This window comes from Proteiniphilum sp. X52, from assembly GCF_003712195.1.
GTDB lineage: Bacteria > Bacteroidota > Bacteroidia > Bacteroidales > Dysgonomonadaceae > Proteiniphilum.
The window spans coordinates 164,323-188,713 of the sequence record NZ_RDSD01000006.1; the positions used below are offsets into that span (position 1 = coordinate 164,323).

Here is a 24,391-nt window from a genome sequence, read left to right on the forward strand (position 1 = left end):
GCAAATAAAGACCTTGTTTGGTTTATATTTAATACCTTTACGCGATTATTTTATCCATTATGCGATATGAACAAACGGGAATTTATCAAATCGGCTGCCGTAATTGCGGGAGCCACGGCACTTCCCCCCCTCTCTCTTCGGCTGTTATCCTTTTTCGGCGTCAGCTTCTGTGACGCAAGACAAATCCGCGGAGAAAGTAAGGAATGGAGTTCACCGCTATCTGACGCCGACCCGGCAGTGAGAAAGAAGTGAATTCAGTCGGTAGCTGTTTCGCTCCGTCTGGTGAATGCGCGGGGTATCCGCATTCTCAGAATCTGTTTTGAATTTTTTCATCCATTGTTTTTTAGCCATTTTTTGATGGATTTGGATTTTCATTGATTGAAATGTGGCGGGTCACTTAAAAGAAATGAAAGTTCAAAGGCGCGAAAAAGGGCAAAAAACAATATGAAAGAGTGGAAAAACAAGCGTGAAAGAATTACTCGTAAAATTCAAAACAGTTTCTCAATAAACACATTAATCTAAAATACAATAAATTCAATGCAACTAAACGATCCGTTATTATCTCGAAGGAACTTTCTGAAAAGTTCGGTAGCAGCAGGCACAATAGGCGTAATCGGGGGAATCCCCATGGTAAGCTCTTGCACATCAAAACAAAAAGAAAGAGGAGAAGAATTACAACTTCCCCCGTTACTCGATCAGGCACCTGACGGAAAAGTGATCAAGGCAGGACTGATCGGATGCGGAGGCCGGGGCACCGGAGCCGCGGTCGATTTTTTAAACGCCGGCCCCAATTTGCAGATAGTGGCTCTGGGAGACGTCTTTCAGGATAAGATGGATGCCTGCCGGGAGATATTGAAAAATCAAAAGAAGGTGGAAGTACCCGACGAGAACTGCTTTATCGGATTCGACAGTTATGAAAAGGTAATTGATTCGGGAGTGGACGTCGTATTACTTTGCACTCCTCCCCATTTCAGGCCCACCCATGTAGAAGCCGCGGTGAATGCGAGAAAGCATATCTTCATGGAAAAACCGATTGCCGTGGATCCGGCAGGTGTACGTAAAGTGCTGGCTTCGATGAAAAGGGCGGAATCGATGAAGCTGAACGTGATCAGTGGAACCATCCGCCGCTCCCAGAAGGATTACATGGAAACAAGGCGCAGGGTATTGAATGGAGAAATAGGTGGAATTACAGGCGCGCATATTATCAGGAACGGCGGTGCATTATGGTTTCGCAGCAGAAGGCCGGAGTGGTCAGACATGGAATATATGCTGAGGAACTGGGTGAATTTCTGTTGGTTGTCGGGAGATCATATTGCGGAGCAATTTATCCACGAGATAGATGTGATGAACTGGTATCTGGGCGAATATCCCATAAAAGCTACCGGATGGGGTGGACGCCAGAGAAGAGTCACCGGTGACCAGTATGACTTTTTCAGTATCGAATACCTATATGAAAACGGCATGAGAACCCATTGTGCAGCCAGGCAGATTGACGGTTGTTCCAACGGAAAAGTGGAACAGATCAACTGCACACAGGGTTATGCCGACGCAGCAGGAAAATTATATGACCTGAAGGGAAATATAATCTGGGAATATCCCCACCCTGCCGAAAACGACACTCAATCGGAATGGCACGTAACCAACCCTTTCGTACAGGAACACATCAATTTAGTCACCGCCATAAGGACGGGAAACACCATCAACGACGGGGAAGATCAGGCCAACTCCACTCTCGTGGCCATTATGGGCAGAATAGCCGCTTATACGGGAAAAGATGTCACCAGGGAGGAGGTGATGAATTCCGATTTATACCTTGGACCTAAAACTTACAGCATGGGAAAAATAGAAGGTATTCCGGAAACCATTCCTTTGGCAGGTGTCCCCCACAAAGAATAAAAACAGATCGAAAGAGGCTTTATCCCCAAGGGCCTCTTTTATCATAATTATATTAAAAACTGTTTTCATTTTTTTCATCCATTGTTTTTTGGCCATTTTTCGATGGATTTGGATTTTCATTGATTGAAATGTGGCGGGCTACTGGAAACAAATGAAAATGGGAAAGGACGGAAAAGGGCAAAAAACAAGATGAAAGATTGCCCTTTCATCTCTTTTATTACGAAAAAAGACTAATTTTGTAGAAATTGAATTTACACATACCAAAAACAACTAAATTTCAAATTATCAATGACCTCAAGAAGACAATTTTTAAAAACAATGGGTGGGGTTACATTACTCACCATTGTCCCCAGAAGTGTGCTTGGAAAAGGCATGATCGCCCCGAGCGACCAACTTACCAAAGGGATTATTGGCGTGGGTGGAATGGGCCGGAGCCATATCCCTTACGACAACACGCGTGTGGTAGCCATGTGTGATGTGGACAAAACACACCTCTCCAAGGCATCCGCCCTGGTAAAAGAAAAGATCAATCTCTATCACGATTTTCGTGATCTTATCCTCGATAAAAATGTAGATATAGTGCATATTGCGACCCCGCCCCACTGGCACGGATTGATGTCGGTGGAAGCGGCAAAGGCAGGGAAAGACATCTTCTGCGAAAAACCGATGACACGCACCATCGGGGAAGGAAAGCGGGTAAGAGAAGCGATAGCGCAACACGGCAATATCTTCCGGCTTAACACATGGTTCCGTTTCAAAGATCAGTTCTACGGGCTGGGAACACCCATGAAACCCCTCAAAAAACTGGTCGACAGCGGCCTGCTGGGATGGCCATTGAAAGTGACCATCAGCAAACACACCGGATTCGACTGGAAATTCTATTGGGTGGGAAAAACACACCTGGAGCCCCAACCGATTCCCCAGGAACTTGATTACGACATGTGGTTAGGGCCGGCTCCCTATAAACCCTATAACGCACATCGCGTACACAGCACCTTCCGCGGATATTGGGACTATGACGGAGGGGGCCTCGGGGATATGGGACAACACTATATCGACCCCGTACAATATATGCTGGGCAAAGATAACACAAGCCCTGTCAAAGTGGAAGTAGATGCACCGCAACAGCATCCCGACGCGGTAGGGACATGGAGATCCATCTCTTATACCTACCAAGACGGTTGCCAGATCATTCTCTGGGGAGGCGACTACGGGCAGCCGGACACTCCTTATATTGCCGGGCCAAACGGCAATGTATATAAAAACTTTGTATGTGACATACCCGACTGGGAAAAGAAACTGGCCGAATTCCCCGAACCTCAGGCCCAACATACCGATTTCATTGAATGTATCCGCAACAGGCAGAAATTCGCGCTGAATGAGATCAATGGACATCGCTCCTGCACCATCGTGAATATGGGTACTGTGGCGCTTCAACTGAACAGAACGCTCGAGTTTGATCCGGTAAACGAGCGGTTCGTGGACGATGAGGAAGCCAATCGCCTGCTGGATCAACCCGTCCGGGCACCCTGGACTATTTAATGTGCCAATATGCCAATGTGCCAATGTGCCAATGTGAATAATGAATTATAATTTTTTACTTTTCACTATTAAGAAGCTGTTTTGAATTTTTTCATCCATTGTTTTTTAGCCATTTTTTGATGGATTTGGATTTTCATTGATTGAAATTGGCGGGCCACTTAAAAGAAATGAAAGTTCAAAGGCGCGAAAAAGGGCAAAAAACAATAGGAAAGAGTGGAAAAACAAGCGTGAAATAATTACTCGTAAAATTCAAAACAGTTTCTTAATTTTAATTCAAAAATAATGAAACATATCCAATTAATTATAATCTGCCTGAGCATGCTTATTACAAGCGGCATACAGGCACAACTGCCGGAAGGAAGAACGAAAGCCACTGTCATTGCCGACGCGCTGGCACAACTGCCGGCCGATACTCCTCACAAATACAATCAGGTAATAGCCGATCTGGTCTCTACCGGAGAAGAGGGATTACTCGATCTGATCGGAAGAATGAACCCTCCCGGAAGTCAAAGCAACGAAACCCTTGATTATGCTATCAGCGGATGGACTCATTTCGTGGCAAACGACAATGCTGCCCGCAGCGTTGCGGCCGGCACTTTTGAAAAGGCGCTCGCCCAAGGATTGGACAAGGAGGTAAAAGCTTTCCTGATCCGTCAACTCAGGACAATAGCCACAGACGACAATGTAGATGCGCTGTCTGCTTTCCTCACGGATGAATATCTATCCGATCCTGCGGCACAGGCATTGGCTTCCATCGGAACCCCGAAAGCCAATGATGCGTTGCTGACCGCTCTTAGGGCTTCAAGTGATGAGAAAGTCAGATTGAACCTGGCAAACGCCATCGGACAAACCGGTTATCAGCCAGCTGAACCAGCGCTGTTAGGTCTCCTGAACGGAAATCCATCCCAAGCAATGCAGAAAGTAATATTGAACGCACTGGGAAATGCGGGAACAAAAGAATCCCTCAAAGCACTACGCAGTGCGGCAGAAAATGCCGGTTACGCATACAGGAAAGATAACGCTACCGCTTCTTATATCTCCCTGCTTGGCAGATTGAATAATACCGAGCCCCAATTAATAAAAAAAGAAGCGGAAAAATTACTGGCTACCGGCAAAAAACTTGGCAAACAGGATATCAGAATTGCGGCCGCTAAACTACTGCTGGACCAACCGTCCGCCAAAAAAGAGGATATCCTGAAAAGCGCTATCAATGATGGCGACATCACCTACCTTTCCGGAGTACTCAACCTGTATCCGTTCCACGACGACAATAAATCAACCGGGTTGATACAAAAAGAACTGGCTGCCACAAAATCACCGGCAGTACAGACTGCACTTATCCACTGGTCAGGCAAACACAACAAGAAAACATCCCTACCGCAAATCGCACGACTGGCCCATTCATCGGACGGCATGGTGCGGAAGGCAGCCATCCTGTCATTGGCTAAACTTGGAGGGGAGGAGTCACTTATCGCACTGGCATCTCTCCTGAAAAGCGATAACGACGAGACTGTCACACTGGCAAAAAATGCCCTGTCAACCTATCACGGAGATATCTCCTATACCCTTGCTTCCGTTTTTGAGGACTGCGGTGATGCGGGGAAAACGGCCATACTGGAGCTTATCGCCAGCCGGAAGATGGAAAGCCAGTATAATTTGGTTTACAACCAGATGTTCAGTGACAACCGAACCGTAAAAGCTGCGGCGGCTCATTCGCTGAAAGATGTATCGACCGACAAGAACCTGCCGGATCTCTTCACCTTGCTTGAACGGGAGGATGCCGCGTATATTCCCGCCATACAGCAGGCAATCAACGCGGCATTGAGCTATCTGCCGGCGGAAGGACAACTCCCGCTGGTGTCGGAAAGGATGAAAAGCTCGCCCAAAAAGCATCTCTATTATACCGCGTTGGCAAACAGCGAATCACAAGAGGCCATGGATATAATTACCAACGCCTATGCCTCAGCCACAGGTGCGGAAAAAGAAGCTGCCTTTAATGCACTCACCCACTGGAAGTCTTTCCACGTGATCTATCCCATGCTGGATATTGCGCGCAACAGTAAAGACAAACGTGAACTGGAAAAGGTGACGGATGCCCTCCTTTCCGTCATCCGCAATTCCGGACAGAACGGGGCAATCAGATATCTCTACCTTCGTGAGACAATGCGGTTTGCCCAAACCGACAAACAAAAGAATGAGATACTGGGGTTGATTGGCAATACCGGGCAGTATCAGGCAATGCTTTTCGTGGCACCCTACATGGATGAACCAGCCCTGAAAGAGACGGCAGCACTCGCCGCAATGAATATCGCCATCAATGAACCTTCATTCGCCGGTACGGAAACGACACGAATCCTCAATAAGGTCAGCAAGACGCTCTCCAACCCCGACGCCGATTACCAGCGGCAATCCATTGCCAAATATCTGGCGGAAAATCCAACCGAAGGAGGATTTGTTTCTCTCTTCAACGGAAAAAACCTGGACGGATGGAAAGGTTTGGTGGAAAATCCCATCAAACGGGCAAAGATGAGCCAGAGGGAGTTAGCCGCCGCGCAGGCGAAAGCGGACAAGGAAGCGGCGAATGACTGGAAGGTTGAGAACGGCAATATCATTTTCGACGGGACAGGTTATAATAACCTCTGCACTGAAAAACAGTATGGTGATTTTGAAATGCTGATAGACTGGAAACTCTACCCCGGACCGGAACCCGATGCGGGGATCTACTTACGCGGAACACCGCAGGTGCAGATATGGGATACAGCCCGCACGAACGTGGGGGCGGAAGTAGGATCAGGAGGGTTATACAATAACCAGCAAAATCCGAGTAAACCGTTGAAAGTAGCCGACCAGAAAGTGGGGGAATGGAATACTTTCCTTATCCGGATGATAGGAGAACGTGTGTCGGTCTGGTTGAACGGGGAACTGGTGACCGACAACGTGATCCTGGAGAACTTCTGGGACAGAAGCCAGCCCATTTTCCCGGTGGAACAGATCGAGTTGCAGGCGCACGGCAGCAAGGTGGCGTACCGCGATATCTTCATCAAGGAAATCCCCCGTCCTGAACCTTTCAAATTATCCTCTGAAGAGGAGAAAGAGGGTTTCCGCATTCTCTTCGACGGGACGAACCTTGACCAGTGGACAGGAAACAAGAGGGATTACGCGGTGGAAAGCGGCAATATCGTTTTACATCCCAGCAAAGGTTCCGGAGGCAATCTCTATACCCAAGACCAGTTCGACAACTTTGTCTTCCGCTTCGAATTCATGCTCACGCCCGGAGCCAACAACGGGTTAGGCATCCGCACACCCCTGGAAGGGGATGCCGCCTACGTGGGGATGGAATTACAGATACTGGATAATGACGCGCCGGTGTACGAGAAACTGGCCCCATACCAGTACCACGGATCGGTCTATGGCGTGATTCCTGCCAAGAGAGGCTTTCTCAAACCGGTCGGCGAATGGAACTACCAGGAAGTGATTGCCGATGGCGATCACATCAAAGTGATCCTTAACGGCACAACCATTCTCGACGGCAATATCCGTGAAGCTTCCAAAAACGGGACGATGGATAAGCGCGAACATCCGGGATTACTCAACAAAACCGGTCATATCGGCTTCCTGGGACATGGCTCAAAAGTGAAGTTCAGGAATATCCGTATCAAGGAGCTGAAATAAGATACAGATAATGCCGATATATTGAATGCGCCATGCGGGGAAAAATCGCATGGCGCATTTTTATAATCAACTTACCAGCTTCATTCCTCCCCCAGGTGATTGATCAATGCAACAATTGAAGGATATATCCTAAATTTTCTGTGGGTGACTCATACAAAGAATATGGGCACCGGATCAACAATAGTATTTTTTAATAAAAAATAACCACTCCGTTTTTTCTATTCAATGATTTAATTCATAGCTTTGTACCAATTCCGCGTTTATTCATAAAACAACACATTATGTCAACAACAGTCAAATTGTACTCTTTCAACCTCAGCAACACGAAGACTTATCTCTTCGCCGCCATATTCATTGTCGGCAACTTGCTTTTACCGCAATTGGCACATCTTGTGCCGCAGGGCGGATTGATCTTCCTTCCTATTTATTTCTTCACGCTGATCGCCGCTTATAAATACGGCATACACGTGGGATTACTGACCGCAGTCTTATCACCACTGGCCAACCACCTGCTGTTCGGCATGCCCCCCGCAGCCGTACTGCCGGCCATCATGATCAAATCGGTCATTCTGGCGATCGCGGCTGCTCTGGCGTCCAAATATGCCGGAAAAGTGTCCCTTCCTGCCATCCTGCTGGCCATCCTTGCTTATCAGTTAGTCGGAACCGGTATAGAATGGGCCATGGCACAAAACTTTGCCATTGCCGTGCAGGACTTCCGCCTCGGTGTTCCCGGCATGCTCATCCAACTCTTTGGCGGTTACTTCCTATTGAGAGCAATAGCCAAAATATAAGATGATTGCAGGAAAATCATTTGAGGAAGTCATGCAAAGGTTTCGTGAGATCACCTTTCACGAAACCTTTGATATGATCGTCGCCATAGCCAACGGAGGTATTATTCCGGCAGCGATCATCAACCAGCGACTGAATATCGAATTACAGCTTTTAAAGATCAATCTGCGTGATCCTGATCAGCAGCCGAGATACGATAGCCCAAAACTGATCTCACCTATAGACTTCGATTACAAAGGCAAATCGATCCTCTTAGTGGAAGATCGAATAAAAACAGGAGCTACGGTACAATACGCCATCGATCTTTTACATGGTGCCCGGCAAATAAAAACATTCGCCGTGAACGGGAGGGCCGATTATTCGCTCTACGATGAATCCTGCTTCAGATTTCCCTGGATAATGGAAACAGGATCTTTCCGTTAAATAGGCCGCACTCTCCATAGAGGCAGAGCCCCCTACACCCAAACCTTTTTAAAACAACCCGTTAAAAGGCTGAATATGTGCAAAATCGCCCTCTTATTATGTTACCTGTTGCTGTCGGCATCACCGCTTACAGCCGGAAAGATTCACTCCGGAAACGAACCGGATGAAGAACTGAACGACACCGTCCGCCTGGATGAAGTGATTGTCACCGGCACCATGCCGAAAGTCAACCTGCGCAACCTGCCCATGAGCATATCAGTCATTTCCGGAAGGCAGATTGATGAGAGGATCCAACCCTCTCTCCTCCCCCTGCTGACTGAAGAGGTACCGGGTTTGTTCATCACCCAGAGAGGCGTGATGGGTTACGGCGTGGCCAACGGGGCGGCCGGCGGGATGAGTATCCGCGGGATCGGAGGAGCGCCTACCACAGGTGTATTGGTATTGATCGACGGACATCCGCAGTATATGGGGCTGATGGGGCATCCGCTGGCCGACAGCTACCAGTCCATGATCACGGAACGGGTGGAAGTGGTACGCGGCCCTGCTTCGGTGCTCTATGGCTCGAACGCCATGGGTGGCGTGATCAATATCATTACCAAAAAACAACAACGGGACGGATCGCACGGCATGGCACAGGTAATGTACGGAAGTTACAATACATTGAATGCGGAAGCATCCGCGGGATGGAAAAAAGAAAGATTGCACTTCGTTGGAAACATTGGATACAGCCGCTCTGACGGACACCGGGAGAATATGGATTTCAAACAGTGGAACGGCCATGCAAAAGTAGGCTATGATATTTCACGCCACTGGAAAAGTTTTGTAGATCTGAATATTTCCAATACAGCGTCTTCGAACCCTGGAACGGTCACTGCTCCCATGATCGACAACGACGCCGATATCACCCGGGGGGTGACTTCACTGGCTGTCGAAAACGAGTATGCAAACACATCGGGAGCGGTAAAACTGTTTTACAACTTTGGCACACACCGGATCAATGATGGATACAGGGAGGGAGGACAACCCGTACCCCAACGGTTTAACTCATCCGACCAAATGACGGGAGTATCGGTATATCAATCCTATTCTTTCTTCGCGGGAAATAAAACGACCGCCGGATTCGATTATCAGCACTTCGGAGGCGAAGCATTCAATAAGTTCCCCGACGCAGCCAACAATGAGCAGTTGGCCGATACCTCGCTCTATAATATAGCGGGATACCTGAACCTGCAGCAGACAATGCTGGATAATAAGTTGACACTGAACGCAGGTATCCGGTTGGATCACCATCAGGTCAACGGTCCGGAATGGATACCGCAACTGGGGGCTAGTTTCACTCCTTCGGCTACCACTGTGCTGAAAGCGATCGTCAGTAAAGGATTCCGCAACCCCACCATCCGTGAGATGTACATGTTCCGGCCGAAAAACCCGGATCTGAAACCAGAGCGGTTGATGAATTACGAGATATCGCTCATGCAAACGCTGCTGGATCACAGATTGAGCTTAGGCGTCAACCTGTTCTATATAAAGGGCGACAATATGATCCAGCTGGCAATGACTGATGGCAGACCGTTATACGTGAATTCGGGGGAAGTGGAAAACAAAGGCTTCGAGGTCAGTGCAAGTTATCAGGCAATGCCGAATCTGCGTTTTTCGGCAAATTACAGTTATCTTGACATGACCTATAAAATACTTACCGCACCCGAACACAAACTCTATGTGAGTGGCAATTACACCATAGGGCGCTGGAACATCTCCTCCGGAGTGCAATACATAGGCAATATCCATACCACCTTGACACCCGAACCGCAGCAAGAAAGTTTCCTACTCTGGAATGCCCGTATCAATTTCAAGGCTCTCCGCTGGCTTGGATTTTTCGCAAAAGGGGAAAACCTATTGGGTCGGAAATATGAAATCAATGCCGGATATCCGATGCCGGAAGCTACAATATTCGGTGGAATACGGATAAAGATTTAGGATTTAGGATTTAGGATTTAGGATTTAAGATTTAAGATTTGGGATTCGGGATTCGATAATTGGCACATTGGCACATTGGCACATTGGCACATTAGCACATTGACACATTGGCACATTAGCACATTAGCACATTGGCACATTGACACATTGGCACATTGGCACATTGGCACATTGGCACATTAATCATATTAGATCATTCAAAACAGATAATATTATGGATAGACGGAATTTCTTACGAGCGGTAGCTCTCACAGGAGCAGCGCTTACCACAGTAAAAGAGACCGATGCGATGAGCATACTCACCCAGTCGTTCGAAACCGCCAACGCCGCAAAAAAATATGATTTGGTGGCAGTAATGGGAGGCGAACCGGAAGCTATGTTCCGCAAAGCGATCGCCGAGATGGGAGGAATAAGCAACTTCATCAGCAAAGGCGACAAGGTATGTGTAAAACCCAATATCGGATGGGATCAGCCTGTGGAGATGGCGGCCAACACCAATCCGAAACTGGTGGAGGAAATTATCAAACAATGTTTCGAGGCCGGCGCGGCGGAGGTGACCGTATTCGACCATACCTGCGACGACTGGCGCAAGTCTTATGCCAACAGCGGTATTGAGGAGGCGGCCAAAAAAGCAGGTGCCAAAGTAGTGCCCGCCCATCAGGAGTCATATTATAAGACAGTTTCCCTTCCCAAAGGAAGAAGCCTGAAAACCACGAAGATACACCAAGCTATCGTGGACAGCGATAAATGGATCAATGTACCTGTCCTGAAAAACCACGGTGGCGCCCAACTTACCATCTCGATGAAGAACTATATGGGGATTGTATGGGACAGGGGGTTTTTCCATGCCAACGACCTGCAACAGTGTATCGCTGATGTGTGTACTTATCCCAAGAAACCGGTTTTAAATATAGTGGATGCGTACAGGTTGATGAAGACCAGCGGCCCGAGGGGAAAGTCTCTCTCCGACGTGGTGCTTTCCAAAGGCCTTTTTATCTCTCAGGATATTGTCGCCGCGGACACTGCCGCTGCCAATTTCTTCAACCAGGCGCGTGAAATGCCGGTCGACAAGGTAACCCATATCTCCAAAGGAGAAGAACTGGGCATCGGCACAATGAAACTCGACAATCTGAATATCAGGAGACTGAGGATATAATCCTCTTCGTTCTCTTGGCCGTATAATCCGTGATATCATCTATCATCCGGTACCGCCACCGGATAGTGCTGTCCGTGCCAAATCGTCTATTACGTCACTCTTTAGGAGGGAAGCATCATGTTGAAAAGAATACGCATCACACTTTCTGTGATCCTGTTTTCGTTAATTTCACTCTACTTTTTGGATTTTAGGGAGTTTCTGCCCGATCGCATCGGCTTTCTAGCCGAAATACAATTGATCCCGGCACTCTTGGCCGTCAATGTCGTTATTTTGATGTCATTGGCGGTGCTGACCCTTCTTTTCGGCAGGGTGTACTGTTCATCTATCTGTCCCATGGGTGTCTATCAGGATATAGTTGCATGGTTTTCCAAAAAGCTGAACAGGAAAAAGAAATACCGGTATAGTAAAGCTAAAAACCTGCTTCGCTGGAGTGTGCTGGCAGGTACGATTGTGGCATTTATCTTCGGATTCACCTTTCTTTTGGGACTACTCGATCCTTACGCTGCCTACGGAAGAATAGTGACCCATCTGCTACGTCCGGCCTATTTGGCGGGGAATAATCTGCTGGAAATTATCTTCACCTGGTTCAATAATTACACTTTTTATAAGGTCAGCATCTATATCCTGAGCATCTTTTCTCTTGTAACCGGCCTTATCACCTTGTCGATCATCGGTTACCTGGCATGGCGTAATGGTAGGACTTGGTGCAATACTATCTGTCCCGTGGGCACTATACTTGGTTTCCTGAGTAAATTCTCCCTGTTCAGGATCCGCTTCGTAGACGAAAAATGCAACCTGTGCGGACTATGCGCCATGAAGTGCAAGGCTTCCTGTGTCGACTCAAAAAACAAGCAGATCGATTACAGCCGTTGCGTTACCTGTTTCAACTGCATCGAAAGTTGCCACCGCGACGCGATGAAATACACCCTTGTCCGGCCGGCGAAGAAAAAAGAAACCGACGCGGTGCCGGCATATACTTATGTGAAAGAAGAAAAACAGGTCGATGAGTCGAAACGCCGCTTCCTCTCCGCTTCACTGGTTACAGGACTGGCAGCGGGGAGCCTTGTCGCACAAATGATCCCGGATAGTCTATTCCCGGGAGAAACGGGTGGCGCCCTGTTTCCGGCCGGGACAACAGACGATTTACTTCCCAAAAGGGAATTCAAACGACAAATCCCTATTGCTCCTCCGGGAACACCCTCTTTCGACCATCTACGGGAGAAATGTATCTCCTGCCACCTCTGTGTAAGCAAATGTCCCTCACATGTGATCAAACCGGCTTTTCTGGAATACGGAGTTGGGGGAATCATGCAACCGAAACTCTACTTCGATCACGGCTTCTGCAATTACGACTGCACTCTCTGCGGAGAAGTTTGTCCCACCGGAGCCATCCTTCCATTGACAAAAGAGCAAAAGAACCATACCCAGATGGGACAGGTACAACTGATCATCGAAAACTGCATCGTCTATCACGACGAGACTAGTTGCGGTGCCTGCTCGGAACACTGCCCCACACAGGCGGTACGTATGGTGCCCTACAAGGGACATCTTACCATTCCCAACATCGAACCGGAGATCTGTCTGGGTTGCGGCGGTTGCGAATATGTCTGTCCCGCTATCCCTTATAAAGCCATTTATGTGGAAGGATCGCGATCGCAGCACCTCATCGAGATTGAACACGAGGAGGTAGAGGAAATTGTGATAGATGACTTCGGGTTCTGATGTGGAAATAGATAATTAGTCAAAAATAACCGGTACTTTTGCAAACATGATATCTTTTCTTTGTTGTACCGTTATAATAGCCACTTGGTTTAGCGAGTGGAAAAAAGGAATTTTTCTGATAAGCTGAGCGCGCATGAGTAGAAAACCGCAATTGTGCATACATCCATTTAAGTTCCAAGCATATAAAAACATATAAAAACTAAAAACAAATGAAACGATTTTTTTTATTACCGGTTCTTTTTACTCTCGGTCTGGTTTTATACGGAAGGCCGGTACTGCCTGAAATCCTGAGCGACGGGATGGTGCTGCAACAAAACAGCAGGGTGAACATATGGGGAAAAGCTGAACGGGGCAAAACGGTGGAAGTCAAGCCTTGTTGGAGCAAAACCGCAGTACGTGTCACAGTAGACAATACAGGTAACTGGATCGCCGTGATCGAGACACCCGAGGCAAGTTTCACCCCTCGCAGTATCACCATTTCCGATGGTGAAGAGGTGGTGCTTAAGGATATCCTGATCGGTGAAGTATGGCTGGCATCGGGGCAAAGCAATATGGAGATGCCCCTCCAAGGGTTCAATAACAATCCTATCCTGGATGCCAATGAGACCATCGCCCTCTCCGGTCAATACTCGGCCATCCGGTTTGTCACCATCCCCAGGACACCCTCTTTTGAACCTCTCGAAAGCGTGAAGGGACGTTGGCAAATGTGTAATCCGGCTAACTCACCGGGGTTCAGTGCTACGGCGTTTTTCTTTGCCGAGACACTTCACAAATCGATGAATGTACCCGTAGGGATCATCGTTTCTTCATGGGGTGGCACGAGAGTAGAGGGGTGGACTAACAGGGAGATCCTCAAGACCTATCCCGATGTGGATTTGAACGAAGAAGCAGTCAACAAACTACATCCGATGGCCCGTCCGCTATTGATGTACAACGGCATGATACACCCGATCACTCATTACGTGATAAAAGGTTTTATCTGGTATCAGGGCGAATCGAATGTCGGCGCCCACCAGGTTTATCCCGAACGTCTTCACAATATGGTGACTCTCTGGCGCACGCAATGGAATAATCCCGAACTTCCTTTCTACTATGTGGAAATCGCCCCCTTTGAATATGGGAACGCCAATGACACCGGTGCCGCCTATCTCCGTGAAGCACAGTTTAAGGCACAGAAACTAATCCCTCACAGCGGAATGATCTCCACCAACGATCTGGTGGAACCTTATGAATTGCGTAATATCCACCCACGCAATAAGACTGATGTGGGAAAGCGACTTGCATTTATGGCGCTCAACAAAACCTATGGATATGAACGGGTGGCCGCCCACGGACCCGAGTACAATTCAATGGAAATCCGTGAGGGAAAAGTAATCGTCTCTTTCGATCACGCAAGTGAAGGCTTCAACCGGACAGACGGCATAGAGGGATTCGAAATTGCCGCGGCAGACGGTCAATTCCTTCCCGCACAAGCAATAGTGCGCGATGGCAAAGTGGAAGTATACCGCGAAGGGGTTGACCAACCCGTAGCTGTCCGTTATTGCTTCAAAAACTTCCAGACAGGGAACCTCGCCGGAATACGGGAGCTTCCGGTAGTACCCTTCAGAACAGATTCATTTGAGAAATAACAGGTCAATCAGGATAGCCGACCGATTGCGTCAATAAAACCTGCTGATTGGAATTCAACTTGAGCAATTCGCTTAATTTGTCCTTGTCAAACGAGCCGCGGACAACGGTTCCTAACCCCTCGGACGCGCAATACAAATAAACGTTCTGTGCTACAAATCCACAATCGGTATAGGCATACTCCCTGCTTGACGCTTTTGCCATATCGGAAACAAAGATCAGATTGAGCGCTGCCCGGGCGACAAAATCCTGAGCGCCTGCCTGGGCACGCTGATCTCCTTTTCTCACCTCTTTCAGGAGATAGTTACGGGCATCATAAAAATAGACTCCATCCTTTGTTGTCACGTACAACTCCAGTTCCTGGCGGTTGTTTGCTGTCGGAGACGTTCGTTTGTCGTCACGGTTGAACCCGTTGGCAGCCCATAACAGATCAGAGAGTTGCTGAGAGGTCAACTCCTTATCCTGATAAGACCGGGTAGATTTTCTCTCTTTCAACGCCTGCATCAGGGGTTTCCCTCCTGTCTTGTTGGGTGCGGGCAAATTGATATCCTGGGCTGATATCGAGCAGCACAGGATAAAAACGAATGATAAAATGCTAAATCTGGTCATAATGTACATTTTTTTAATGTGAAATCTTGTTATTTGATTTATATATGACAGTCTATGACTAACCATCGTAAGGTTTTTTTTGTCATGAAAACGCGGCCACCGGTCACGCCACCCAAAACTCATACCATGAAGCGTTGCCGCTTCTCCATGTTGGCAATTATACACATAAAGCGCCTGCTCCGAGAATACCGATATGATGCAAATCGGAAGTCAGGATCTGAATTTTAGCTACCGACTTAGGATAAGGAAAATCTTTGAGGCTCTCATACATTGAGTCTTTAAAGAGGTCAAATGATTTGGATATGGAACCTCCGAAAATAATAGCCTGTGGATCCAGGATCAATAGTATTACCTTTACTAACATGGAGATATGTTTTCCGTATTGGCCATATATTGCGATTGAGTCTTTGTCGCCGCCGCGTGCTTTTAATGCGATTTCGTATCCTGAACGGCCTGCCGTCCGAGTAAAAAAACGACTTCCGCAATATTCCTCAAGGATCGAATCGAGGTAAGGTATTTCTCCAAACTCTCCGGAACCGCAATTGGAGTCGAATAACAGATGATTATCCTGAATGATGCCACCCCCCACGCCTGTCCCTAACGTAATACCCACAAAATTTTGAAATTCCTTGCCTTTGCCATAGATTTTCTCTCCATAGGCAAAACAGTTGGCATCATTGTCAATATGAACCGGCAATTCAAATTCTGCCTCAAGCAGCGACTTCAGATGCACTTCATCCCAGTGTTTTATATTCTGTACATTGTAAACGATTCCCTTCTCTCTGTCCACCACACTCGGCACACCTATTCCAACCGCCCTGGTACCGGTGGTCTTTAGCTGCCGGATGAGCTCTTTGAGGATATTCAACGTTTTATCGCCTCCCTCCTGAGCGCAAGTGTCCACGGTAATCTGTTCAACAATCATATCACCTTCAATCCGGCCACCCACAATGGAAGTACCTCCAATATCAATACCAACAATGTTTTCCATATATTTGCCATATTTTAATTTCATATACAAATATAGTGAAAGCCGGGAGAAAAGCCAAACTTGTTTGAGCTTTTCCGAGGCGCATCCCATATTCTGTAAATATAGTGAAAGCCGGGAGAAAAGCCAAACTTGTTTGAGCTTTTCCGAGGCGCCTCCTATATTCTGTAAATATAGTGAAAGCCGGGGAAAAATCAAGTACGCTTGAACTATTTCGCGTATTTAGTCATCCATCAATAATGAGACGGGATCGGAAAGGTAGTCCATCACCCTCTTGACAAAGCGTGTGGTTTCGCCTCCGTCCACAACGCGGTGGTCGACGGTAAGCGATACCGGCATGATATTGCCGATGACAATTTCATCATCTTTCACGATAGGCGTTTTCAGGATACGCCCTATCCCCAGGATGCCGGCTTGCGGGTAATTGATCACCGGGGTGGCAAAGATACCGCCGATGGAACCGAAACTGGTAATAGTGAAAGAGCCCTCTTTCATATCCTCGAGTGCAAGTTTTCTCTCCCGCGCCTTTCGGGCCAGCTCTCCTATCTTTTTCGCTATTTCGAAAATAGATAAACGATCAGCATCCCGTATGACGGGCGCCACCAATCCGTCGGGCGCATCCACTGCGATAGCGATATGATAGCGGTTGCGGAAGATCATCCGGTTATTTTCGGTATCGATCTGGGAATTGAGCTGGGGATGTTGTTTCAATGCCCGCGCTACAGCCTTCACCACAAAGGAAAGATAGGTCAGTTTCACATCTTTCCCGGCAAATTTGGGCTTGTATTTCGTGATTACCTCCTTCAACACGGATATCTCCACCTCTTCAAAAACCGACATATGTGCCGCATTATGTTTGGAGTGAAGCATATTCTTCGCAATGGTCTTCCTTATTTGAGTGAGCGGCTTGTAAGTCACATCCTCCATCCCGGCTGTAAAAGCATTGGTGCTTTCACCTGTCTCTGCTGATGGTGACTTGAAATTCAGGATATCCTCTTTCTTCACCCTTCCCGAAGGACCACTGCCGGGCACAGCATTGATATCAACACCCATCTCTTTTGCCACGGCGCGCGCAACCGGTGTTGCCAATACCTTGCGTGATCCCGCATCCGCTTGTGCGGATTCAGGAGATCCTTCATCGCTTGCAGCCAATAAAGAGCCTTCAGGGGCCAATTCCATAGTGCCTACCACCGCCGCGCCATCTTCCGATTCCGAAATGGCCTGGACTGGCACTCCTGCTTCCACGACCGCCTGTTTTTCAGTCACAGCACTCTCCCACCCCTTTTCCTTACTTCCCGCACTTTCTCCTGCGCCCTCCATTTCAATCTCTACCAACGGGGAACCGACCCGGATCACATCTCCCACATTACCATGACGCGCGGCAATAGTTCCGCTTCTCGGCGAAGGGATATCAGCTACCACCTTGTCTGTCTCCATCTGCACGAGGGAATCGCCTACTACCACACTATCACCCTCAGATACAAACCATTCCAATATGGTTCCTTCTTCCAGTCCTTCGCCTAAATCGGGGAAATTAAATACAAACCTCATACGATTAAAAATTTAAAATTCAAGATTCATGATTCAAGAGTTGGCTTACGCCGATGGTGAATTGACTCCGTCGACTTTCAATTGACTCCGTCGATTTCCAATTCTAAATTTCTTGACTTCTTGATTTCATTTTAGAATTTCACGCTTTTCTCAATTTCATAAAAAATACGGTCAGGTGAAATAATATAATATTTTTCTCCCTGAGCCAAGGGCACAATCGTGTCGAATCCCATCACTCTTCTCGGAGGCGCTTCCAGATAGAGGAAAGCCTCTTCGTTGGCTACGGCGATTAATTCCGACCCCACACTGAAAGACTCGTGCGCTTCGGCCACCACGATCATCCGTCCCGTTTTACGTACGGAATTGCGGATGGTCTCCCGGTCGATAGGATAGATGGACCTCAGATCGATCAGCTCGACCGAAATGCCGGCTTCGCGTGCCATGGCAATGGCTTTCTGGCATTCACGGATCATGGCGCCAAAAGCCACCACTGTGATATCCGTTCCTTCCAGCACTACCTTGGCCTTGCCGAGAGGAAGGGTGAATTTCTCTTCCGAGACCTCCTGCTTGATGGCACGGTAAACCCGTTTCGGTTCCATAAAGATAACCGGGTCATTGCTCTCAATAGCCGAGATCATCAATCCTTTCGCATCATGCGGAGTGGACGGGATCACCACTTTGAGTCCCGGTATATGCGCAAAGAGAGCCTCGGGGCTGTCGGAGTGATGTTCCAGCGCATTCACACCGCCCCCGTAGGGAAAACGGATCACCAAAGGAACTGCATATTTTCCGCGGGAACGGTTCCGCATACGGGATACGTTGGACAGTATCTGGTTAAAGGCAGGAAAGGTAAAACCTTCGAATTGCAGTTCCACAATAGGCCTGAGTCCCGACACAGCCATGCCTAATGCTGTACCTACTATACCCGACTCCGCCAACGGGGAGTCGAACACCCGATCGGCGCCGTATTTCTGCTGCAACCCTTCGGTCACGCGAAAAACGCCTCCTTCCACACCCACGTCTTCACCGTAGATGACAATACTCTTATCTTCATCCAGTTTTATGTCGAGCGCATTGTTTATCGCTTTCACCATTGTCATCACGCTCATCTCCTGTTCTCCTTCCAGCTTAAGAATTGTTCGTACTCCATCTTTTGTCTCTTTAATTCGTCCGGCATATCGGTGTACATATGTCCGAATATATCCTGCCATGGATAGGACTTATTATTCTCCGCTTCCACAAACTGGGCATCGATCTCCGACTTATACGCCGAGATGAGTTTCTCCTCATCGATATCCCATATCCCTTTACTTTGCATATAACGCCGCAGACGGATCAATGGATCGGTCAGTCCCCACCTCGTCTCCTCATCCTTCCCCCGGTATTTCGAGGGATCATCGGAGGTGGTATGTGCACCGCGACGGTAAGTGAACGCTTCGATCAGCAAGGCACCCTTCCCCGCACGGGCATACTCGGAAGCGGTTTTATAGGCGAGATACATGGCGAAAAAGTCGTTTCCGTCCACCTTTATTCCCGGAATACCAAAAGCGACCGACTTCACGGCCAGGTTGATCGAATTGGTCTGTAACTTCACCGGAACGGAAATAGCATACTGATTGTTCTGTATGGTGAAAACCACCGGAACCTGCCACACTCCCGCAAAATTCAATCCTTCACTGAAATCGCCTTCCGAAGTACCCCCATCACCGATAAAAGTATACACCACCTCATCCTTTTTCCGGTATTTGACAGAATAGCCAATACCGGTGGCATGGTGAAACTGTGTCCCGATAGAGATGGCTATAGGCAACACATGGCGGACATCCTTGAAACTGCCGCCATGTTCATTGCCGAGGTAAAACAGGAACATCTCTTTCATGGTAACCCCTTTTGCCAACAGGGTTCCCATTTCACGAAACGCGGGTACCAGCCAGTCCTCCTCACGGATATTCATTCCGGCGGCAATATGGATGGCCTCCTGCCCTATATTGGGGGTATAAGTATACATTCGTCCCTGGCGTTGATAGGAAATAGCCATCTCGTCGGCTATCCGCTCATATAACATCTGTTTATACGCCTCTGTGACCGTCTCGTCATCCAACACGGGCATCAACTTTTTATTCACCACATTGCCCTCATTGTCGATGACTTGCAACATTTTATCTTCTATTGGATTGAAGTCACGAAAAATCGCAGGTAAATCATTTTGGATCATTTATCTGTCTGTTTTGAACGTTTTTGTTAAGTGAAAGAGGTATAGTGGAAACTTGTCCGGACTATACCATTGCGAGAATTATTTCGATAAGCGAACAGAGAGTCAAAAAACAAGTTTTGCCTCTGTTGAGCTCAGAAATAGTGCTATTTAAATAAAATTGAAAACGACCGATGAAATCGAACATATTTAGAAACTGTTTTGAATTTTACGAGTAATTATTTCACGCTTATTTCACGCTTATTTTCCACTCTTTCCTATTGTTTTTCGCCCTTTTTCGCGCCTTTGAACTTTCATTTCGTTTAAGTGGCCCGCCACATTTCAATCGATGAAAATCCAAATCCATCAAAAAAAATGGCTAAAAAACAATGGATGAAAAAATTCAAAACAGCTTCTTACATAAGACCTCGCTGTGAATTGTAAATAACCCTATGCTGTGAATATAACAGTCCGATCAATAAATAGTTCTTGAAAGAGGCGCGAACGGGTCTGAAAATACTTACCAACGAATAAAAAGAGAGGTGGGTGAAACGGAGAAACTCAAAAAAAGTGATCCGCGGAAATTTCTTAGCCGCACGATCCACGCCACGGAAACACGCCGGAACATTCATCGCGGAGCCTCTTTCCCGCACAAATCCTCCTTGAGTATGATGAAAACAGGCCGGAACTCGATTTACCGCCTGTTATAAGAAACTGTTTTGAATTTTACGAGTATTTATTTTACGCTTATTTTTCCACTCTTTCCTATTGTTTTTTGCCCTTTTTCGCACCTTTGAACTTTCATTTCTTTTAAGTAGCCCCACACATTTCAATCAATGAAAATCCAAATCCATCAAAAAATGGCTAAAAAACAATGGATGAAAAAACTCAAAACAGTTTCTAAGAATGATTACCGTCCACAATCTGGTAGAGATCTATTAATATTGCTAACTTTGCGCTCTCATTCCCGATTCTTATTCAACAGGTAAAAACCGGAATGCGACTCAAAGAATAACAAAATAGTCCAATGGATCCAACTGAAACGGAAGAAGAACCACAGCAAAAAAGCAGCGCGCGGTCAAAAGTGATCGATCAAAAAACGATTTATACAATCTTATTCACCATCAGCTTTGCTCACTTACTCAATGACATGATGCAATCGGTCATTCCCGCCGTGTATCCCATTATTAAAGAGAAATTTAATTTTTCATTCACACAGATAGGCATAATAACCCTTACATTTCAATTTGCCTCCTCCGTATTGCAACCCTTTATCGGTTCCTATACGGACAAGCATCCAAAACCATTCTCCCTTTCTATCGGAATGAGTTTCACATTGACAGGGCTTATCATCTTGTCGGTGGCCTCGGATTTTCACGCCTTTCTCTTGGCTGTCACCCTTGTAGGTATAGGTTCTTCGGTATTTCATCCGGAATCATCGAAAGTGGCACAATTAGCGTCAGGCGGAAGGAAAGGGCTTGCACAATCAATTTTTCAGGTAGGAGGCAATTTCGGGAGTGCCATGGGGCCGCTTTTGGCGGCATTGATTGTCATACCTTTCGGACAACCCGCCATTATATGGTTTACCTTGGCGGCTCTACTGGCTATCCTTATTCTCTTCAGGGTTGGGAGATGGTATCAGGCGCACTTGCATATAAAATTGACAGCGCAAGGCAGGATACAGGCTGAAAAAGCCAACAGATTACCGCGAAAAAAGGTAATTGGCTCATTAATCATACTGCTTTTCCTCATTTTTTCAAAGTACTTTTATATGGCAAGTATGACGAGCTACTTCACATTCTTCCTGATTGAGAAATTTAATGTTTCCGTTCAACACTCGCAATTATACCTGTTCACTTTCCTTGCCGCGGTAGCTGCCGGGACAATCGCAGGGGGACCTTTGGGAGACCGATTCGGCAGAAAATATATTATCTGGTTTTCCATACTCGGAGCCGCTCCCTTTGCCCTTTTCATGCCTCATGTCGGTCTTTGGGCTACCGTCGTCCTGGCCGTGTTCGTAGGCTTAATCCTTTCCTCCGCATTTTCTGCCATACTGGTATATGCCACCGATCTAGTGCCGGGAAAAGTGGGCATGATTGCCGGCCTGTTTTTTGGCTTTGCCTTCGGCATAGCAGGTATCGCCTCCGCCTTCTTTGGCTGGCTTGCCGATAAAACAAGCATTGAATTCGTTTTCAATATTTGTGCTTATTTGCCCTTAATCGGAATAATAACGGTTTTTCTTCCAAATATTGAAACCAGGAGAAAGAAAGAGATATAAACTCCGAGATATCTTATTTTCGCAATCCACATGGCCAATTCGGCACTCCTGGTATTCTTTATCGCTCACTTGTCGACCTCACGATATGATTAGACACCAGACTCTCATACAGGGCATTATAATATGAGTTGCTGATGGGTAAGGATAAATTTTCTCCAATAATGACTTTTTTATATTCTATGGCTCTTATTCGTGATATGGCCACAATATAGGAACGATGTATCCGTTTAAAAAACTCGGCAGGCAATGTTTTTTCCAAATACTTCAAGCTGTCCATAATCACAATGGATTTGGAGTTTTCAAGGTAAATTTTCACATAATCACCGATGGCTTCAATGTAAAGAATTTCAGTATAGTTTATTTTAAGTAATTTACCTTTCGATTTTATGAAGATATAATCTTTTGACGATTCCGTTAATGGCACTTGTTCTTCAGCGCCTGTATCTATATCTTTCGAATTTTCATCCTTTAAATAGTCCAGTATTTTTTGTGTGGATTTTAAAAATCTGGCAAAAGACACCGGTTTTAGTAAATAATCGACAGCATTGATGTCAAACCCATCAATCGCATATTTGGCATGAGCCGAGATTATAACCACCAGGGTATTTTTATTCCGGTCTAAACAAAGGGACTCAAGCAACTGAAGCCCGTTAATGTCAGGCATTTCCACATCACAAAAAATCACATCCACTTTTTTACCCCTTAATCCTTCCAAAGCTTTTATCGGATCATAATATATTTCTGTCACTTCAAAATTCGGAGTCTTATCTATATAGTATTTTAAAATGTCGGCTGCCGGGGGTTCATCATCGATGATCACACAATTTATTTTCCTCATCGTTATTTCTGTTTATAGGATGTATTAAAGATAATTAAATCGAGATAAAAAGAATCATCTGTCTCTTTTATGGACAGTTTGTGCTTTTCGGGATAGATGAGGTTTAACTTCCTTCTCGTGTTTTTTATTCCAATATTCTTTCCTATATATTGAAAATCATTTTTTTTGTATTTCCTGTTTTTTGTGGTGAAGCGTATGCTGTCATCCAATGCTTCAATCTGAATGGATATGGTGGAAGGATAATGATTACTTATCCCATATTGAAAACTATTTTCGATAAAAGAAATAAATGTGAGAGGGGCAATCTTATGATCTTCAACATTGCCTTTGATTTCAAATTCAATATTTAAAGTATCCGTAAATCTCAAAATCTGCAAGTCGATATAATTATTTATATAATCAATCTCTTCCTGTAAGGGTACAAAGTTTGTTTCTATTTTATCGAAAATATAACGGATAACCTGGGAATACAATAATACCGCGTCAGAGGCTTTCTCACTCCCTTTGAGAATGAACGAATAGATTGTATTGAGTGTGTTGAGAATGAAGTGAGGATTTATCTGAGCTTTTAGATAAGCCAGTTCAATGATGGATTTTTCAGCCTCTATTTCTTTGTTTTTTTTATTTAATGACATCCATTCGTATATTAGCCTGTAGCATAGGCTAAGTGCCCAAAACAAGAGAAACTGCGTCAAAGGCAATAGAACGCGTCGGATAGGGATCATCCTCCTCTTCTCCGGCATAAAGGGAAGTGCGTCTAAAGGAGGAGGTCCTTTTGGAGGGATATTGTGTCCATGAAAAGAATCCAATTGAAAAAACAGGGAAAAAATATAATGATGAAAATAGATGTACAACAAAACAATAACCCCCACGATAAGAATGTAAAGCAAGTATTTTTTATTGGGAATTAATTTAATGAATAAATAATCGGCGTTCAGGTAAAAAAAGCAAACTAAAGACAAATAGGTAATGATAAACGGAAGGTTTCTCGCCCAAGAAAAGGTATTGTCCGGGTGTAGGGACATTAAAGTTATTGTAGCCAGAATAATCGTCCACAAAAGAACGTGCAATAATATTCTTTTTAATTTCCTATACATTATCAACAATTTGTTTACACACTATAGCGGAATAAT

18 protein-coding genes are annotated in these 24,391 nt (G+C 46.2%); 11 read left to right on the plus strand and 7 right to left on the minus strand.

From position 1 onward, the window contains the following. Window positions 1-66 precede the first annotated feature (66 nt). The 10 genes from D7D25_RS17865 to D7D25_RS07115 all read left to right on the plus strand — a co-directional run bounded on the left by D7D25_RS17865 (window position 67) and on the right by D7D25_RS07115 (window position 14,805). Entirely contained in the window at window positions 67-252 is a 186-nt protein-coding gene (locus D7D25_RS17865; protein WP_148038877.1) for a hypothetical protein, read from the plus strand. Between the two features lie 285 nt (window positions 253-537). Further along, window positions 538-1,896, plus strand: coding sequence for a Gfo/Idh/MocA family protein (locus tag D7D25_RS07075; RefSeq protein WP_255417224.1), 1,359 nt, complete (start codon window positions 538-540; stop codon window positions 1,894-1,896). Window positions 1,897-2,184: 288 nt separating this feature from the next. Then, a complete protein-coding gene (locus D7D25_RS07080; protein WP_122968275.1) occupies window positions 2,185-3,438 on the plus strand; it encodes a Gfo/Idh/MocA family oxidoreductase in 1,254 nt (417 codons plus the stop codon). Window positions 3,439-3,720: 282 nt separating this feature from the next. After that, window positions 3,721-7,110, plus strand: a complete 3,390-nt coding sequence (locus D7D25_RS07085; protein WP_122968276.1) for a DUF1080 domain-containing protein — start codon at window positions 3,721-3,723, stop codon at window positions 7,108-7,110. A 281-nt stretch (window positions 7,111-7,391) separates the two neighbouring features. Next, entirely contained in the window at window positions 7,392-7,901 is a 510-nt protein-coding gene (locus D7D25_RS07090) for an ECF transporter S component (RefSeq protein ID WP_122968277.1), read from the plus strand. Window position 7,902: 1 nt separating this feature from the next. Beyond that, window positions 7,903-8,322, plus strand: a complete 420-nt coding sequence (locus D7D25_RS07095) for a phosphoribosyltransferase (protein ID WP_122968278.1) — start codon at window positions 7,903-7,905, stop codon at window positions 8,320-8,322. Between the two features lie 75 nt (window positions 8,323-8,397). Then, window positions 8,398-10,299 carry a TonB-dependent siderophore receptor gene (locus D7D25_RS07100; RefSeq protein ID WP_122968279.1) on the plus strand — a complete coding sequence of 634 codons (1,902 nt, stop codon included), beginning with the start codon at window positions 8,398-8,400 and terminating at the stop codon, window positions 10,297-10,299. 214 nt (window positions 10,300-10,513) lie between these two features. Next, window positions 10,514-11,455, plus strand: coding sequence for a DUF362 domain-containing protein (locus tag D7D25_RS07105; RefSeq protein WP_122968280.1), 942 nt, complete (start codon window positions 10,514-10,516; stop codon window positions 11,453-11,455). A 117-nt stretch (window positions 11,456-11,572) separates the two neighbouring features. After that, window positions 11,573-13,177, plus strand: coding sequence for a 4Fe-4S binding protein (locus D7D25_RS07110; protein WP_122968281.1), 1,605 nt, complete (start codon window positions 11,573-11,575; stop codon window positions 13,175-13,177). A 209-nt stretch (window positions 13,178-13,386) separates the two neighbouring features. Further along, a complete protein-coding gene (locus D7D25_RS07115) occupies window positions 13,387-14,805 on the plus strand; it encodes a sialate O-acetylesterase (RefSeq protein WP_122968282.1) in 1,419 nt (472 codons plus the stop codon). Window positions 14,806-14,809: 4 nt separating this feature from the next. Here the strand turns inward: D7D25_RS07115 and D7D25_RS07120 are convergent, their stop codons facing one another. The 5 genes from D7D25_RS07120 to pdhA form a co-directional block, all read right to left on the minus strand. Further along, window positions 14,810-15,412 carry a SagB/ThcOx family dehydrogenase gene (locus D7D25_RS07120; protein WP_122968283.1) on the minus strand — a complete coding sequence of 201 codons (603 nt, stop codon included), beginning with the start codon at window positions 15,410-15,412 and terminating at the stop codon, window positions 14,810-14,812. 157 nt (window positions 15,413-15,569) lie between these two features. Then, window positions 15,570-16,403, minus strand: coding sequence for an ROK family protein (locus D7D25_RS07125; protein ID WP_122968312.1), 834 nt, complete (start codon window positions 16,401-16,403; stop codon window positions 15,570-15,572). A 219-nt stretch (window positions 16,404-16,622) separates the two neighbouring features. Further along, window positions 16,623-17,951, minus strand: coding sequence for a dihydrolipoamide acetyltransferase family protein (locus D7D25_RS07130; protein ID WP_122968284.1), 1,329 nt, complete (start codon window positions 17,949-17,951; stop codon window positions 16,623-16,625). A gap of 131 nt (window positions 17,952-18,082) precedes the next feature. Then, the gene (locus D7D25_RS07135) at window positions 18,083-19,162 is read right to left on the minus strand and encodes an alpha-ketoacid dehydrogenase subunit beta (protein WP_305000391.1); all 1,080 of its coding nucleotides are present in this window, start codon (window positions 19,160-19,162) and stop codon (window positions 18,083-18,085) included. After that, on the minus strand, window positions 19,057-20,109 hold the full coding sequence (gene pdhA, locus D7D25_RS07140; RefSeq protein WP_158602562.1) for a pyruvate dehydrogenase (acetyl-transferring) E1 component subunit alpha: 1,053 nt from the start codon (window positions 20,107-20,109) through the stop codon (window positions 19,057-19,059). The genes D7D25_RS07135 and pdhA overlap by 106 nt, the downstream gene beginning before the upstream one ends. Window positions 20,110-21,169: 1,060 nt before the next feature. On the opposite strand from pdhA, the gene D7D25_RS07145 reads away from it, so the two are divergent. After that, window positions 21,170-22,420: an MFS transporter gene (locus tag D7D25_RS07145; protein ID WP_122968287.1), complete on the plus strand. Its 1,251-nt coding sequence runs from the start codon at window positions 21,170-21,172 to the stop codon at window positions 22,418-22,420. A 58-nt stretch (window positions 22,421-22,478) separates the two neighbouring features. Here D7D25_RS07145 and D7D25_RS07150 read toward each other — a convergent pair whose 3' ends face one another. Both D7D25_RS07150 and D7D25_RS17965 read right to left on the minus strand, forming a co-directional pair. Continuing rightward, window positions 22,479-23,258: a LytTR family DNA-binding domain-containing protein gene (locus D7D25_RS07150; RefSeq protein WP_122968288.1), complete on the minus strand. Its 780-nt coding sequence runs from the start codon at window positions 23,256-23,258 to the stop codon at window positions 22,479-22,481. A 2-nt stretch (window positions 23,259-23,260) separates the two neighbouring features. Continuing rightward, window positions 23,261-23,893 carry a sensor histidine kinase gene (locus tag D7D25_RS17965; protein ID WP_158602563.1) on the minus strand — a complete coding sequence of 211 codons (633 nt, stop codon included), beginning with the start codon at window positions 23,891-23,893 and terminating at the stop codon, window positions 23,261-23,263. Window positions 23,894-24,391 lie beyond the last annotated feature (498 nt).